Consider the following 16,833-nt stretch of genomic DNA (forward strand, 5'->3'; position numbering starts at 1 on the left):
ATGGCTTTTTAACTCTTATCTCATTTTATGTACTTCAGCAACTAGCTTTCCACCCTGAATGCCCATATAAAGCTTCACAGGTGCATCATTCGTATTTTCAAATACTAAATCTAAGTATGGATATGCAATTGTAGCATCTCTTCCTTGTGGAACATAACCTACCGTTTTAGAATGTGTAGTTCTCTCCACCATTTTCAGACCAGCTTGATCTGCTGCATTGTATAAAGTTGAAGATGTTTGACAAACACCACCGCCATATCCATCTACTAATTTACCATCAACTATTTCTTTCCCTAATTGATATCCTTTATCTGGTGTTGTATCACCGATTAATGAATTAAAAGAGAAACGGTCTCCTTTTGCTAACACAACTCCATTTATGCTCGCTGCTGACAAACGAATATTCTCAATACGGCCACCTGTTGAACCACCTAAGTTCGTTTCATATCTACCAATTACCGTACCATTTCCTTGCGCATCACTTAATGTTGCGACTGGTTTTTTCTCCACGATCGGCAACTGATACGTAGCATCCCACATACCAACATTTAACAATTTATCTACTAATTCTTTTTCCATTAATTCATAAGAAGGTTTTCCTTCTTGCCAACTTCCATCAGGTGCTATACGTGAAGGAACCATTTTTTTGTCGACGCTTTTTCCAACCTCACCAACAACCTTTGTTACAGACTTTTTAAATTTCGCTTCATCTTCAAAATAGCCTAAACTAGATAAATCTAATTTTTTCACTTCAGTACCAGTTCGACCATCAACTAAACTAATAGTATCCTGCACTTCTGCTTTAGCCTCTACAGTATGCCCACCAATATCACTTACCAATGCAACATCACTTACTTTTGCACCACAGCCACTCATTATAGCTACACATAACACCCCAACCAATATACCCTTTACTTTACGGAACAATATACTCTCTCCCTTTCCCCAACATCACTATTATGTATTTATTTCATTTTTATGTATGTTTTGTTACAATCATTTTACAATATGTTTATAAAATGTTACAAGTTATTTTTCACTCTATATAAATTACTCTTTTCTTTTATAAATGTCTATACATATTTACATAAAAGTTTGAGTTTGATAGAATTGTAACTTTTATGTAAACTCTCTCTTTTATCCAGTATATACCATTAAGCAAAAGAAATACAAATCAAAAACCCTCAAGCTATTTTTTATAAAGTGAAACTGTAATCAGTGGGGGTTTTACGGGCATCCCGACCTTCTTTGTTTCTGCTGAATTTTGACATGGGGGTCTTATTGCCCAGCAAATAGCGGGATAAAGAGAAATCCCGTCAACATAAATAGGTATTTGCCGTGCCACCACTCCGCTTTTGCACATACATTATGGTGAATTCAACCTATTTTAAAGAAATGGAGGATGTTATTATGTATCCCTACAATCCATATGATCCATATAATCAATATGCGTACCAACAACCACAGTATGACTTACAAACACAATATCAATCTTATATAGATCAAGCAGAGCACACGAATCCATATGACCAAAATAGACAATTCCAACTTCCAATCTCTTTTCCTGGCACTGGAAATCGTCAATTAGAAAGACGCGTAAATGAGCTTGAACAAAGAGTTCGTCAACTAGAAAATACAGTTGAGCGCCATACACGTAGACTAAACCGCTTAAACCAACGTTTACGCACAGTAGAAAACAGACTAAACATTCCATTCGCAGCATTAGAAGACGGATTTTAATCGAGAAAATAAAGATTATATAAAGGAAGGGGCTTCCCCTTCCTTATATAAATTGACGAAAGTTTTTTCCATCTCTATACTGATAAGAGTTAATGAAATGAAACAAGGTGATAAATATGGATTTTGAAATAAATTATCTTTCCTTTTATGTTGTACAAGTAGAAGGAAAAGGTGAAGCAGTTGATAAACGCTACAAACATTTTCAAACTTTAGACGCTGAAGAATATGAAGATAGTTCCTTAAAAGAATTTTTGAATGGTGAGTTATTAAAAATATCGAAGCGAAAAGTAGAACGTCATGCAAAAACAGAACAAGCCCCAACAAAAATTGGTCGCTTTATTGTAGAAGAAGGGCACGAACTTGATTCAAACCCTCATTACAACCTTTTTAATCGTATTCGCTTTGCAGAAACAAAGGACAATTTTAAAGATATGAGCGAACCTCTCGTTTATACATATCTTGACACAAGCGCTGTACGTGGTGGTGTATTTTTAATTGCTCAGGCAAAACTACGCAAATACTTTGATGATCCATTCGTATTCGTAATGAAATGCGACTTTGAACCAAAGGTTGCTTCTATTTCTGATGAATCAACACTGATTCGTAACGTTGAAATGGCCATCACAACAAAGAATATGAAATCTATCCAATATCCGTACATGCCTGAAGAAGGTATGGTTGAAGTAGGCGAACTAAAAATACACCAAGCATCACATGCCCGCTACTTTGAAGACTTCTTAAAATTCGTCGAATACGAACGCTCTATGCCTGAAATTATGAAAACACAAGTAATGGACATGGTATACGACCAAATTGAAGATGTATTTGAAGAAGGTACGGAAGAACGCGAACAATTCGACCAAGCGATGGAAGTATGGGCTGCCAGTCCGAAACGCGAAATTATGGAACAATTTTCAACCGAAGAAGTAATGGAAGCAACTGCTCAAATCGTCGAGCATGCTCCTGAAGTCGAATTAAAACTAAAAGCAGATCATATCTCTGTGAAGGCCCTGCTTGCTGATTTCGGGGATCAAATACATATTGCGAAGGTAAATGATCGATATGTACTTATGATTGAAGCAGACACACTTACATTTGAAAAAGGCTTCTCTCCTATTGAGTTTCTGAAGCCAGATGAGCTGCAAGATGTGATTGAGCGGATTGAGAATAAGCAGCAGTATTCGTTTGATCCGAGCGGTATTGAATAAAGTGAAACTTTAATCAGTGGGGTTTTGTTCATCCCCCACTAATTATTAACCCTCACCAATCGGGCTTTTACGGGATAAATACTTCCATATAACTGTTGTTACTGGGCGCTTATAATAAGCGCTCTTTTGTTTATATTAAAAACCGATTCTACTAAGAATCGATTTTTCTGCTTTATAATAAAACATGTTTATTTTCAAATTTTTTTGATGCAAGATGACATTTGTTGCAGAATCAAATACATCCCTTCCTTGTTATACAAGCTTATTTCCATTAGAAATATCTACTTCAATATTTCTATTTGACCAAGTCCTTCTATAAGTTGTTAAGATGCAAATTTCACTTTACTACCTCAAATTTATTGTACTCGTAAAAAGATAATTGAAAACGATATTCCGGATGTTCTCTCACCCAATCGTAGGCTTCTTCTAAAATTTCCATTTTGTTTTGCAAGTCATTAAGTTCACTACATTCGTCCCTTTTCTGTTTGCACAGAGGGCAGAATCCATTCACTATTTCCGCACTCGTCGCCCTAATAGTTTTACTTTCTAAATCAACTACTAGACGAAGAATAACAGAATGCTCTTCTTTTGTAGTCACCTTCATTTCAGCAATCCGATCCTCATTCCAAAAGACACCGTTTAATTCCATCTTTACTGTGACATCTTTAATATCCAAGTCTACCACTATCACACCTCCCTTGTACAAAGCTCAATCTTACTCTTCTATTTTAAACTTTAATACACCACAACTTAAAGAGATATTAAGTTTTTTCCAATTCTTCTTTACTATAAAAGAAAGTGTAGTTAATGCTAATTGTGTGGTAAATATTATCCCAAAAACTAAAACAGTTAAAATGTTAAAGATTGTTTCCATTAAACTACACTCTTTTATTTATATATATATTTATTTTATTAATACGGTTTAAAGCTCTTATTACGTCTTAACACTCCCAAAGCAATTATAATGCACAATCACAACAACAAGTTGATGCCTATTTAATATCAATACGCTGTTATTACATGTATGTAGTTAGAGGCGGAGGAGAAATTCATTTAACCTCTGTATTCTCCTCCATCTCAGCCAAATACCTAATCTGCCGTTCCGCTTTTCTCACTGCTGTACGAAAATGTTTTTTCAGGAGTTCTACTGTATTTTCACTTATATAATATCTTTCCGTTATACTTTCCCACGTGTCACTACTTTCAAATGTACTCCATTCAAAAGGGCGTTCTGTATTTTTCTTTAGTTCTTTAAATACCCATTTTCGCATCTTTTTTTTCGCTTTTTCTGTTAGTTTTCCGTTTTTTACAAGTTCAAGTTCACCATGTCTTTTGTATCGCTTATTAATATCTCTCTCGCTATATACTTTAAGAAGTATATTTGCTGTATTTTCAGCATCTGCTAAAGCACGGTGCTGTTTTCCTTCCCACGTTAAAGCGAGCTGTTCTACCGCAAAGTGTAAACTTGGCGTATGTTCAAACAATTCCTCATATGCTTGGAAAACAAATTTTTGCAAATCAATTCTATTTTCTTTTTCTATACTTGGGCATTCAACACCATATAATGTACAATCATGAGATAGAAAGCGATAATCTTCTTTTCCCCATGAAACAAATATAGAACCTTCGCCGATGAACTGAATAAATTTCTCTATAATTTGAGGGAATTTTTCTACACCCATTAAATCTTTTTTCGTAATACCGGTTAATTTTGTTGTATGACGAGTTAATCGTGCACTTGGTTTTACTAACTCCGAAAATTCTTCAATTATCTTCATTGTACCTATTTCTATTTTTACAGCTCCGATATCAACTATTTCTGATGGATCTTCTGATTTATACGGTCTGAAATTCCTTTCAATATCAAACACAATGAAATGTGTAGCGTTTTTCAATTTATTTACCTCTTTCTAAATTCCTTTTCACACAAACACTTTATTTTCAGTATTTATTTATTCATGTACTTTATACAAAAATACTCCGAATAAATAAATGAAAATTCAGTCTTGTTATGATATGTAAGTAGGAGGACATCTATAAAAATGCAAAAAAAAGAAGGGCGAGCCCTTCTTTTTTCAAAAATTACTTCTTGTTTACGTTAGTAGCTTGAGGTCCACGGTTACCTTGTTCTACTTCGAAAGTAACTTCTTGACCTTCTTCTAAAGTTTTGAAGCCTTCGCCTTGGATAGCTGAGAAATGAACGAATACGTCTTCTCCGCCTTCAACTTCGATGAAACCGAAACCTTTTTCTGAGTTAAACCATTTTACTTTACCGTTTTGCATGAAAAAAATCCTCCTACAATGTACCTATATGTACATATTCATTTTCAACCACCTTACAATAATAAGCCAGATATTAAAAAACTGCAACCCCTGAGGAGATTTAACATTGCTATCCTCCTCGGAAGTTACAGCTCATTTAAATCTCTATATTATTAAAAGTAAAATGGTTTAAATATACTATATCATATCAATATAATAAAAGTAAAGTTTTTTTCTTAAATTATTTTTTGTTTCCACTGCATTGCTTTTAATTCACCTGATCCGGCTACTACATAACCATCTTTTTGATTAACAATGCGCCATCCGTGCCCTTTAACTGAATCACATACTGTAACAATACCTTCTTCAAGAAGCACACGGCACACACTACTAATCCCCGCCTTATTTTGCGTTGAAGTTGTATATAAAACATGTTGATCTACACTTAAGTCTAAATAACTACTTGCTTTCTGCTCACTTTGACATGTATGCCAATATATTTTTTCACTTGCAATACTTTCATCTATTTTACAATAAGAAATATTTCCGCTAACTCCCTTGCACGATCCACTTGCCGCTACTAAATAAGAATTGTGTAAAGTCAACGCGGAGATCATTTGATTCATCGCAATTTTAATCCTCTTTAATTTACGTGTCTTCAAATCAAAGAGCCAAACACCACCATATTTAGCATGTATTTTCGTACCAATAAATAAGTAATGTTTATATAAAAATAATGATCGAATAGACGGTGCCGCACTGCCATACTCAAGAAACGGATGAATAGTTTCCCATGTCAAACCGAAATTATTAGAAAGATACAGCGTTTTTTCTCCATGAGCAACAACAGTTCCTTGTACATTGCTACATACATTCCAACTCGTTGCTTTTGTTGGAAAACGCTGAATTGTCCAGTTCTCTCCACCATTCATACTGCGAATAAAAATCCCTTCGTCACCTACACCATAAACTACATTATCTTCGCTATGTAAATCCCTAATTCGTTTTTGAAAACCATTTAAAATTCGTTTCCATTCTCCGTCTTGTTCAACAAATAAGCCATTATATGTAGTAGCTAACAGCAGTTTTCCATCTCTTAACTTTGTAATAGCAGTTGCACTTAACATTGTCTCCACGTTGACACTCCCATTCTTAGAACTTCTCAGCAAATGCAATTGCAAAATTACTGCATTTTTCAACATCCTCTTCATCTTCTGGAGCTAATTCAATTTTCAACCCTTCTTGTACAAGCTCTGCACCGCGTTCCACAAGACGTTCTTCAAATATCGTTACCGCTTCACAAAACAGTTCATACGCTGTATCACCCGATCCGAATACCGCTACCTTTTTCCCAGCTAAATCTATATTTTCTAAGTCATCATGAAAATCTTCCGCTTCAAATGGTAATTCACCATCGCCCCACGTATAAGATCCTAAAATGATTCCATCATAAGCTAATAATTCTTCAGCGTCCATGCCTTCCATTTCTTGCAATACTACTTCATGATCAAAAGCATCTAAACTAACTTTAATTAAATCAGCAATACTCTCTGTATTTCCTGACATACTTGCATAAGCTATTAAAATTTTTGCCACTTTGGCATCCCCCTCTAACAATAAATGATTCTCATTCTCATTATATTAATAATGATAATCAATTTCAATTGATTTTTTCTACTTTTATTTACATTTCACATTACTTATTTCAAATAAGGTGAAACTTTAATCAGTGAGGGTATTCATCCCCCACCTAACTTCTTTGTTTCCGCTGAATTTTGAGGCGGGGGGCTTACTACCCGGCAAATAGCGGGATAAAGTGAAAGTTTAATGAGTCCTCACCAATCAGGCTTTTTCAGACAACCCACAAAGAGCGGAATAAATAAAAAAGCACAGATGACTATACAATCATCTGTGCTTTTTTATTATTTTTTAAAAATACCAAAAGGCTTTCCTACTGGTAAAACAACTTTTCCGAAGTGTGTATTTAACACTGCTGCAGCTGAACCGTAGAAAGATAATAATGAAATAAGAAGTTCAGAATATGCTGCTAAATTATGCATTGCATGCGGCATAACACCTAAAGTACTTAATGAAAGACCGATAAATAAGAAATCAATAAGGACGAAAATCATAAATAATACTTTATGTGTTTCCATTGCACCAATTGTCATAAAGATTGTGAAAATCAAATATCCGATAAAGGCTACACCAAGCTGTTTTGAATCTGCAGCTTGTGCTAATTTTTCGCCAAATACTCCAAGTTGAATTAACCAAGTCATTCCAACACCTAGCCAAAATAGACCGTACGCACCGAATGCTGTTGTACCGAATGTATTGTTATGCTTTGCATCATGAATGCAAGCAAAGATTTGTGCAAATCCTCCTAAAAAGATTGCCCACGGTAATACAAGTGAAACGCCATCTGTTAAGCCTAACTTTTGAGATGATGCTACAAGTGTTACCATCGCTAATCCAAATAGACCAATTCCAGATGGATCCGCTGTTGTCATTTTCACATGATGTGTAGTAGTTTGATTGCTCATATAAACCTCCTGATTATAAACATACTCGAATACAATACTTAAATCAGAAGACTATGTCAATGGTTTTTTTTGTATGTTGTCAGACGTTATATTTTATAATGATTAAATATATTTCTGACCACTTCATAAGGTTTTATATTCACTTTTCCAACTCGTTTATCGGTAGCCATAACGGAATATAATTTCCCCTACCTTCCAGCTGAAATTCCTCAGCTGTTCCGCTTCCGAACACTCCGCCTGTAATATAGGCAGCATAATAATATTCATTTCCTTTATATTTTACCTTTGCAATAAGGTGCTCCACTTGTATATGTACCCCTAATTCTTCGTATACCTCTCTTTTCGTTGCCTCTTCAGGCGTTTCACCTTCCTCAATCCCTCCGCCAGGAAAAACATAATATCTTTCCTCTTCTCGAATACGTTTTATAAGAGCGATTTTTCCTTCCTGTACAATGATAGCGGCTCCGCGATTTCTTATCATTTTATTACCTCAATACGAATCGCAACTGTTCCCCACTCTTTTTCTTGTTCTTTCGTATATATTTTGTATGTACTTTCTAACATTTCCTCTAAACTATCATTTTCACAATCCAATAATTTTTTATCGATTTGTTCATATATAGCTTTAAAGCTCTCGTATCGCTTTATTTCCGTTACTTTTACCGTCATCATTTCTGTTGTCTTAAGATTCGTAAATACGATTTCATCGTCTTTGTTTATTAGTTGACGTTTTTTATCGTATAGGCGTACTTCATATACTTTTTTCCCTGATCGAATTGACTGAAACGGTTTATTATATAAACCCATTTCGTATCGCATACATCCCACTCCCTTTTGTTCATTTCACCTATTAATACAGTTCACATTACTACATCTTGCATATAATATTCCATACGTATCACTTAATTGAGAAAGGAGGCTGAAGAAGCATGTTATATTTAAATCAAAAACCTGAATATAATAAATATGATATTGGTGATTATACTTATAGTAAAGTAGGGCCAACCATTTTTTCTTGGAACGATGAAACAAAATTGAAAATAGGTAAGTTTTGTTCATTAGCAGAAGAAGTCGTTTTCATACTTGGCGGTGAACATCGCGCAGACTGGATAACAACTTATCCATTTAATGCACTTTTTGATGAAGGAGCACATATTACTGGTCACCCTTCTTCAAAAGGTGATATCGTAGTTGGCAATGATGTATGGATTGGTTATCAATCCTGCATTTTATCTGGTGTTACAATTGGTAACGGTGCCATTATTGGTGCAAAAAGTGTTGTTACAAAAGACGTCCCTCCATATGCAATTGTGGCTGGTAATCCAGCAAAATTTATTCGATATCGTTTCCCGCAAGAAACAATTGACAAACTAGAGAATCTTGCATGGTGGGACTGGGACATTTCTGTTATAAAAGGAGCTATTCCATTACTACTTTCCGACAAAATCGACGAATTTTTCACCTCGCCCGAAAATGAATCTATATGATTAAAACAGAAAGAGCATCCAATTATTTTTCAGGATGCTCTTTCTGTTTTTATTTTTTATGTCCATGCAAATGATTACACGGAGAACATTGAAATGGAATCTTATCTAAGCAATTAAAGTTTGTTTCGCAAATTTGTTCAATCGTTGGAACAAATGGAATGACAACTATGTTACTTTCTACTATTTGTGTAACAGGTGGCAATACTGTGCCTACTTGATGTTCAAAACGAATACTCGCTTGATTTATATAATTTCCTGAACCATTTGGCGCGCTCTGTACTGCTACTTGGAACGAAACTGTCCTTGCTTCACCAGGATTTAAACTTCCGATAAGAAACCCTACTGCCGGGCTTACATTCGGCACTGGCGTATTATCAACCGTTACACTTCCAGGAACAAATCGAACACTACTATCTAACATATCTTGAAAACGAATATTTTGCATTACAGTATCACCCGTATTTGTGATGACTGTCGTAAACGTAATGACATCTCCAATTGTTGCTACCTGTAAATCTGCCGTTTTTACGACTGTCGTTGAGACATTTTGAGGAATAAACGGGATAACAACTGTATTACTATCACCTTCAACTACTACTGGCGGCTCATTCGGATTTACAGTTGCAAGCCCATTCGCTGTAGCAGTATTTGTAACTAAATTATTTACTTGCCCTCCTATTATTACAACTTGGAAATTAATAATTGCTGCATCATTTGGCTGAAAATCACCTAACGGAATACCAGTATTCGGATTAGCAAATGGAAGAGGTACATCATTTACAGTTACCGTACCATTTATAAATAGCGTATTCGGATCAATGATATCTGTTAACACAATATTGGTCACAGGAACTGTACTATCATTTATAACAGCGATTCCGTAAGTGACAACATCCCCTATCATTGCTACTTCAAAGTTTGCTCCTTTTGCAACAAATAAGATTGCAGTATTTACCGTCACTATAACTGTATTGCTTGTATCCATCACTGTAACTGGCGGCTCCCCTGGTACTAAAATATATTCTGCTAACGCCCCAGCAACGTTCACTACTGTACCACCATCCGGAAAACTTGTAATCGTAGCTTCATATGTTACAAGTGCCGTCTCACCAACTGGTATATCAGGTATCGTAAATCCAATCTGCGGATTTACCCCCGGTTGCGGAACCCCATTTATCGTTACACTATTTGGAACGAAATCAGCTTCCTGAGATAGCACATCGATAAATTGAACATTCATTGCATCAGCAGTACCAGTATTTAATATACGAACAGTATACGTTACCGTTTCTCCTACACCAACAACTGAATGGTCTACTTCTTTTAGCATATCTAAGCTACCTCTATTTACCGGCGTAACCGTCGTATTACTTGAATTTGTAATTGTAGACGGAGGTTCTCCTGGAATCAATTCGAAATCACCCGTTACTCTTGCTGTATTCATAATGCTACTAGAAGGCGGAACTGCGATTACATTTACTTCAAATGTAATTAATACACTATCCCCTACTGCAAGATCAGGCAATGCAAAGCCTACAAATGGATCTAAACCTACTTGCGGAATCCCATTTATTTGTACACTTCCAGGAACGAATTCTAAATTAGGTGATGGAACATCGATAAACTGAACATTCGTTGCTGTTACCGTTCCCGTATTTGTAACTTGCACACTATACGTTAACGTATCTCCTAATCGTGTCGCTTCTTTATTTACAGATTTTATAACGCTGAATCGTCCTCTATTCACTCTAGTTATCGTCGTATTACTCGGCTCTGTTACTACAACTGGTGGTTCTCCTGGCACTAAAGTAAAGCTTCCTGTTATATTTGCAACGTTCGTAATTGTTCCTGATGACGGGATGTTTGTAACTGTCGCTTGAAACGTCACTATAACTGTTTCACCAACTGGGATATCTCCAACTCCAAATCCAGTAATCGGATTTAAGTTTGGTTGCGAGGCTCCATTTATCGTTACACTATTTGGTACAAATGACGCCCCTGCTGAAATGGTATCAACAAACTGAACAGCATTAGCTGTTACTGTTCCAGTATTTGTTATTTGAACCGTATACGTTAATATATCTCCAACGAGAGTAGCAACCCTATTTACTTGTTTAATAACATTAAATTGCCCTCTATTTACAGTTGTAAGTGTTGTATTGCTCGGCTCTGTTACTATAACTGGTGGTTCTCCTGGTACTAATACAAAACTTCCAGTTACATTTGCCGTATTGGCAATTGTTCCGTTTGATGGCGCACTAACAACGGTTACTTGGAAGATGACTTCTACACTTTCACCTGGGTTTATATCTGGAAGCGGGAATCCATTATTCGGATTGAATCCAGGTTGTAACACACCGTCTATCGTTACAGTGTTCGGCACGAATGCTATAGAGGAAGGTAATACATCACTATATTGAACATTCGTTGCTGGCACTGTTCCTGTATTTTGAACTACTGTTGTATATGTGATTGTATCGCCTACTGCAACAACCGGCTGACTCACTGATTTTAAAACATTCAAACCAGGCTCATTGATTTCTGTTAATGTCGTATTACTTGTCGTTGTTTCCGTAATAGGCGGTTCTGTTTCACTTACAGCAAATGTAGCTGTAACGTCTACAAAATTAACAATCGTTCCACCTTCTGGTATGCTTGTAACCACTTCCTGATATGTGACAAGTACAAAATCATCGACAGGTATATCTGGAACTGTAAAACCAATGAAAGGATCTAATCCTGGTGCTGGTACCCCGTTTATGCTCACACTTCCTGGTACAAATGCTACACCCGCGGAAGTAGTATCGATAAATTGAACATTCGTCGCTGGCACTGTTCCGAAATTAAAAATCAATACATCATACGTTAATATTTCTCCTACCGTCGCTACTTCTTTATCTACTAGTTTCAACGGAAAAATAAAGGCTATATTAATTGTCGTAACGACTAAATTTGTTAATATCGTTTCCGTAATCGGTGGTTCCTGCGGATTTGGTTGTGAAGTAAATGTAACATCTGCATCATTTAATATGACTTCATTATCTGGAATTTCTGTAATCGTCACTTGGAATGTGACCTCAATACTTCCACCAGCGATTAATAATGGAGTAACTGTAAATCCTATTTCTGGATTTAAACCAAGTTGCTGCACTCCACCTATCGTTACACTATTGTCAACAAACGTCGTTCCTTCTGGTATGACATCTTGGAAGAACACATCTGTAACAGGGATAATTCCTACGTTTGAAATGAGCACAGTATACGTTAATACATCCCCAACGGCCCCAGTTGCAACATCAACTGTTTTTGTTGCAGTTACTTCACCAGGAGGAGGTAACGGTATTGTAACTACCGTTGTATTACTTGAATTCGTTGTTGTTACAGGTGGCTGTAAAGGATTTAATAAGAAAGTGGCTGTAGCAGATGCTGTATTTAATACCGCTCCACGTGTAGACGGTGCAACTACCGTAACTTGGAACGTTACTGTCAATGATGTTCCAGCTGCAATATTAGGAAGCGGGAAACCAACATTTGGGTCAAATCCAGATTGTGGCGTTCCATTTATCGTTACACTATTTGCTACAAAAGTTGTTTCTAAAGCAATTGGATCAAGGAAAGAGACATTCGTTGCTGTTACTGTACCGTTATTTCGAATGACAACAGAATACGTGTAAGTTTCTCCAAGTGCTGCTTGTTGTACAGATGAAGATTTTTGTATATTTAACTGTGCTGTGTTTACTTGCGTCACTACAAAATTACTATTTGTAACAGTCGTTATTGGAGGGTTTGCTGGATTTATAAGAAAACTTGCAGTAACGTTCGATTGGTTTCTTATATTTCCACCGCTCGGAACACTCGTCACTGTAACTTGAAACGTAATCGTAGCCGTTTGCCCGACCGGAATATTTGGTACCGGGAAACCTAGCATAGGATCCGCGCCTTGCTGTACGACTCCATTTATCGTCACACTATTTGCTACAAAGGCAGTACCAGACGGAATTGGATCTTGAAAAACAATATTCGTTGCAGGAACAGTTCCTGTATTTTGAATAAGAATCGTATACGTTAACGTATCTCCTACACCGGCTTGTAGTGTATTTACACTCTTCATTACATTAAGTGATCCTACATTCACTCGCGTCACAACAATATTACTAATCGTTACAATTGTAATTGGTGGCTGGAGAGGACTTACTTGGAAATCAGCAGTGACATTCGCATTATTCGGAAGAACTCTATTTGGTGGTACACTCGTGATTGTCACTTGAAAAGTGACCGTCACCATTCCTCCTACTGGAATATTAGCAAGTGGAAATCCAGTTGTCGGGTTTAAACCTGGTTGAGGCGTCCCGTTTATTGTTACACTATTCGCTACAAAAGTGGTTCCAACTGGAATCGGATCAAGGAATGATACATTTGTCGCTGTCACCGTTCCACTATTTTGTATACGAACTGTATACGTTAACGTATCTCCTACACCGGCTTCAGTAGCACTTACACTTTTCATTACATTTAACCCTGAAGAATTCACGATCGTCATAACAGTATTACTTGGTACTGTTACAGTAATCGGCGGCTCTGTTGGATTTACAAGGAAATCTCCAGTTACATTCGCATTATTTACAACATTATTTCCTTGGGGAATTTCATCAATTAATACTTCAAATGTAACAATAACACTGGCGCCAGTAGGCAAATTATTTAATGGGAATCCAAGTTCTGGATCTGCCCCTTCTTGTAAAACACCATTCACAACTACACTATTTTCAATAAATAATGTCCCTTGGGGAATTGAATCTTGGAAAAATACATTCGTAGCTGGTACACTACCTGCATTTATGACTTCTATTGTATATACTAAAATATCCCCTACTGTTGCAACATCCGTATTGACTGCTTTCACAACTTCAAAGTTTCCTGATTGTACTGTCGTATTCACAACATTACTCGGTACATTGATTGTTACTGGTGGTTCATTCGGATTCACTTGAAAGCTTGCTGTTACATTTGCTTGATTTAAAATATCTTCATTTTCTGGATTCTGTACAATTACTACGTCAAATGTGACTACAACCGTTTGAGCCGCAGGAATATTCGGAAGAGAGAATCCTGTATTCGGATTTAGTCCACTTTGCTGTACTCCATTAATTGTTACAGAATTTGCAACAAATGAAACAGCAGAAGAAATAGGGTCTTGGAAAAATACATTTGTTAACGGAACATTCCCTGTATTTTGAACGGCAATTGTGTATGTTAAAGTGTCTCCTACTGCCGCTTGCGTTGTATTCACTTCTTTTATTACATTTAAACCGCCTGTATTAACTTGTGTCACAACTGTATTCGTTTGTCTATTAATCGTTATTGGTGGCTGATTTGGAATAACGACGAAATTAGCAGTTACATTTCCGCGATTCGCAATTGTGCCTCCTGATGGCGTTGATGTCACTCGTACTTGAAAAGTCACTGTCCTACTTCCGCCGGGAGATATATTTGCTACTGTAAACCCAGTCGCTGGATTTACCCCAGGTTGTGAAACCCCATCCACAGTCACACTATTTGCTATAAATGTCGTTCCAATTGGTATTGGATCTTGAAAAATAACGTTCGTTGCAAGTACATTTCCTGTATTTTGAATTGTTACCGTGTACGTAAGAACATCGTTAACCGTTGCAAAAGCTCTATCCACTGTTTTTCTCGTTGTTATATCAGCTATATTAATTGTCGTAACTACAGTATTACTTGTCGCTTGCCCTGAAACTGGTTGTTGACCAGGCACTGGAGTAAAGGTAAATGTTGCACTTGCACGGTTTGGAATTGGATTGACAAGAGGGTTCGATGTTACTCGAACTTGAAAGCGCACTACAGTCGTTTGCGAAGCATTAATACTTCCTAGATTAATACTACTTGCTGGATTCGCTCCTGGACGCGCTACTCCATTTACCGTAACGCTATTTGCGACAAATGTTGTTCCAGCAGGGATACTATCAACAAAAATAACATTGCTCGCAGTGACATTTCCATTATTTGTGATATTAACTGTGTACGTTAATACATCATTAAGCGTTGCCGTCTGTAAATCTACAGATTTCTGCATACTTATAGTTGCTTGATTCACTGTCGTTTGTACTGTGTTTGAAGAAGACGTACTTGTAATAGGAGGACTACCAACGAAAGGACGAAATTGATATGACACCATTGCACGATTTAAAATAGGATTGGGATTCGGGAATGATATTATTCGAACTTGAAATGTAACAATTCTTTGCGTGTTATTTGGGATTGTACCTAAATTAATTCCATTAGAAGGGTTTGCATTCGGCTGTGTTACTCCCCCTACCGTAACACTACCTGCAACAAACGTCGTTCCGTTCGGAATACTATCACGTAATACAACGTTTTCTGCACTTCCTGTTCCTGTATTTGGGACCGTAATCGTATAAGTGAGGGTATCCCCTACCCCTGCGACTGTTCTATTAACTGATTTAACAGGATTAATAATTGGACCTGTTGCATCAATTTGAACACCAAAACCAGCTGCTGCGTATCCATCTCCATTTGTAACAAATCGAACCGTTGCTGATGTTTGACTGTTTACTAAAGATGAGGAGGCATCTACATTCGTAATATCCCACCCTTGTCTTCGGACGGCCAAAGCTACCCCTAACGGCTGATTCAAATCTCCAAACGTGCCGCTCGTATCTAAATTTCCACTATCATTACAAATTTGTGACTGAAAGAAATTATTCGCAGGATTTCTCGGTCCGAATAATGCAACTGTAGCATTTGCATTCGGCCCAAAGCGAAGTTGATCTCCAACAATGTTAGAATCACCTTCTTGAGCAGTTACGAGCACTCTTCCTGTAACAGCTCCTGTTGCCGGCGTAGCAAAACCTGAAATTGTAGCATCAACTGGCGGGGATGAAGCATCGATAATTTCTTGACCTGCATATACTGACAAATTTCGAAGTGGTAAACTTGCATTTTGATACACAACCTCAAGCGTCCATCCAGCTGAACGACTGATTGTCGGGTCGGCTGAAGTTCTTGCAGCTGGCACAGCACCCGTTGTATATGTGCCTGCTCCACCTGCACTAACAAGATTTGTTACATTGGCAGAGCGAGCATAATAAAACTGATTTCCTACTGAACCTTGCTGCGCGGTAGCAGGATCTGGCGTAACAGAAAACGTCCCTGCTGGCGTTGTAAATGTAATGTTATCATTTAAAAATGGTAACACATCTTCCGTATCAGTCCGGAAAGTACCAGCCCAAACTAATTCTGCATATAATACACTGCTTCCCGCTGGAAGATTTAAAATTGCACTTGAAGAATTCAATTGCCATTCATCTGTTGTCCCTGCTGGGAACCCTGGTACTTGCAATGCTGTATTTACTGTCGTAAACACAGCAAGTGTACCAAAAATATTACCTGGTGCAGGTGATGTAGGGCTAAGTCCCAGCGTATTCCCAGTAAACGTGACGGCACCAGGTACTGTTGTCGTAAACCTATTTATAAAAGGCACACAATCATCTCATTTCAATTATAGTAAAAAGTGCTCTATACTATAAAATGTAGACAAACTATACAATGTAC

12 protein-coding genes and 1 pseudogene are annotated in these 16,833 nt (G+C 37.0%); 3 read left to right on the top strand and 10 right to left on the bottom strand.

The window, feature by feature from the left end:
• Positions 1–15: 15 nt before the first annotated feature.
• Positions 16–927, bottom strand: a complete 912-nt coding sequence (locus tag C3Y97_RS17920; protein ID WP_000488973.1) for a VanW family protein — start codon at positions 925–927, stop codon at positions 16–18.
• A gap of 483 nt (positions 928–1,410) precedes the next feature.
• Between C3Y97_RS17920 and C3Y97_RS17925 the strand changes: the two genes are divergently transcribed.
• Positions 1,411–1,740, top strand: a complete 330-nt coding sequence (locus C3Y97_RS17925; protein ID WP_000283715.1) for a hypothetical protein — start codon at positions 1,411–1,413, stop codon at positions 1,738–1,740.
• 116 nt (positions 1,741–1,856) lie between these two features.
• Positions 1,857–2,948, top strand: coding sequence for a DUF3900 domain-containing protein (locus C3Y97_RS17930; protein ID WP_000345034.1), 1,092 nt, complete (start codon positions 1,857–1,859; stop codon positions 2,946–2,948).
• 337 nt (positions 2,949–3,285) lie between these two features.
• Here the strand turns inward: C3Y97_RS17930 and C3Y97_RS17935 are convergent, their stop codons facing one another.
• The 8 genes and pseudogenes from C3Y97_RS17935 to C3Y97_RS17970 form a co-directional block, all read right to left on the bottom strand.
• The gene (locus tag C3Y97_RS17935; RefSeq protein WP_000227983.1) at positions 3,286–3,633 is read right to left on the bottom strand and encodes a hypothetical protein; all 348 of its coding nucleotides are present in this window, start codon (positions 3,631–3,633) and stop codon (positions 3,286–3,288) included.
• A gap of 364 nt (positions 3,634–3,997) precedes the next feature.
• The gene (locus C3Y97_RS17940; RefSeq protein ID WP_000786414.1) at positions 3,998–4,843 is read right to left on the bottom strand and encodes an exonuclease; all 846 of its coding nucleotides are present in this window, start codon (positions 4,841–4,843) and stop codon (positions 3,998–4,000) included.
• A 187-nt stretch (positions 4,844–5,030) separates the two neighbouring features.
• Complete coding sequence (cspB, locus tag C3Y97_RS17945; RefSeq protein WP_001179150.1) at positions 5,031–5,231, bottom strand: cold shock-like protein CspB; 201 nt, start codon at positions 5,229–5,231, stop codon at positions 5,031–5,033.
• 215 nt (positions 5,232–5,446) lie between these two features.
• Positions 5,447–6,346 (bottom strand): WD40/YVTN/BNR-like repeat-containing protein, encoded by a 900-nt coding sequence (locus tag C3Y97_RS17950; protein WP_017656321.1) that lies wholly within the window; start codon positions 6,344–6,346, stop codon positions 5,447–5,449.
• A gap of 16 nt (positions 6,347–6,362) precedes the next feature.
• Positions 6,363–6,806, bottom strand: coding sequence for a flavodoxin (locus C3Y97_RS17955; RefSeq protein WP_001062752.1), 444 nt, complete (start codon positions 6,804–6,806; stop codon positions 6,363–6,365).
• Positions 6,807–7,132: 326 nt separating this feature from the next.
• The gene (locus C3Y97_RS17960) at positions 7,133–7,753 is read right to left on the bottom strand and encodes an acetate uptake transporter (RefSeq protein ID WP_000070938.1); all 621 of its coding nucleotides are present in this window, start codon (positions 7,751–7,753) and stop codon (positions 7,133–7,135) included.
• Positions 7,754–7,839: 86 nt separating this feature from the next.
• Positions 7,840–8,234: pseudogene (locus tag C3Y97_RS17965) on the bottom strand (NUDIX hydrolase).
• Positions 8,231–8,572: an ASCH domain-containing protein gene (locus tag C3Y97_RS17970; protein ID WP_001268367.1), complete on the bottom strand. Its 342-nt coding sequence runs from the start codon at positions 8,570–8,572 to the stop codon at positions 8,231–8,233. The pseudogene C3Y97_RS17965 and the gene C3Y97_RS17970 overlap by 4 nt, the downstream one beginning before the upstream one ends.
• 110 nt (positions 8,573–8,682) lie before the next feature.
• On the opposite strand from C3Y97_RS17970, the gene C3Y97_RS17975 reads away from it, so the two are divergent.
• A complete protein-coding gene (locus C3Y97_RS17975) occupies positions 8,683–9,240 on the top strand; it encodes a CatB-related O-acetyltransferase (protein ID WP_000966303.1) in 558 nt (185 codons plus the stop codon).
• A 49-nt stretch (positions 9,241–9,289) separates the two neighbouring features.
• Here C3Y97_RS17975 and C3Y97_RS17980 read toward each other — a convergent pair whose 3' ends face one another.
• Positions 9,290–16,762: a DUF7507 domain-containing protein gene (locus C3Y97_RS17980; RefSeq protein ID WP_136363592.1), complete on the bottom strand. Its 7,473-nt coding sequence runs from the start codon at positions 16,760–16,762 to the stop codon at positions 9,290–9,292.
• Positions 16,763–16,833 lie beyond the last annotated feature (71 nt).

The sequence above is a fragment of the Bacillus sp. DU-106 genome, from assembly GCF_004799705.1.
Taxonomy (GTDB): domain Bacteria; phylum Bacillota; class Bacilli; order Bacillales; family Bacillaceae_G; genus Bacillus_A; species Bacillus_A cereus.

Excerpts from the sequence above, each read along its gene's own strand:
- C3Y97_RS17975 (WP_000966303.1), top strand. The coding sequence starts at position 8,683 with ATGTTATATTTAAATCAAAAACCTGAATATAATAAATATGATATTGGT.
- C3Y97_RS17925 (WP_000283715.1), top strand. The coding sequence starts at position 1,411 with ATGTATCCCTACAATCCATATGATCCATATAATCAATATGCGTACCAA.
- C3Y97_RS17960 (WP_000070938.1), bottom strand. The coding sequence starts at position 7,753 with ATGAGCAATCAAACTACTACACATCATGTGAAAATGACAACAGCGGAT.
- C3Y97_RS17970 (WP_001268367.1), bottom strand. The coding sequence starts at position 8,572 with ATGCGATACGAAATGGGTTTATATAATAAACCGTTTCAGTCAATTCGA.
- C3Y97_RS17930 (WP_000345034.1), top strand. The coding sequence starts at position 1,857 with ATGGATTTTGAAATAAATTATCTTTCCTTTTATGTTGTACAAGTAGAA.
- cspB (WP_001179150.1), bottom strand. The coding sequence starts at position 5,231 with ATGCAAAACGGTAAAGTAAAATGGTTTAACTCAGAAAAAGGTTTCGGT.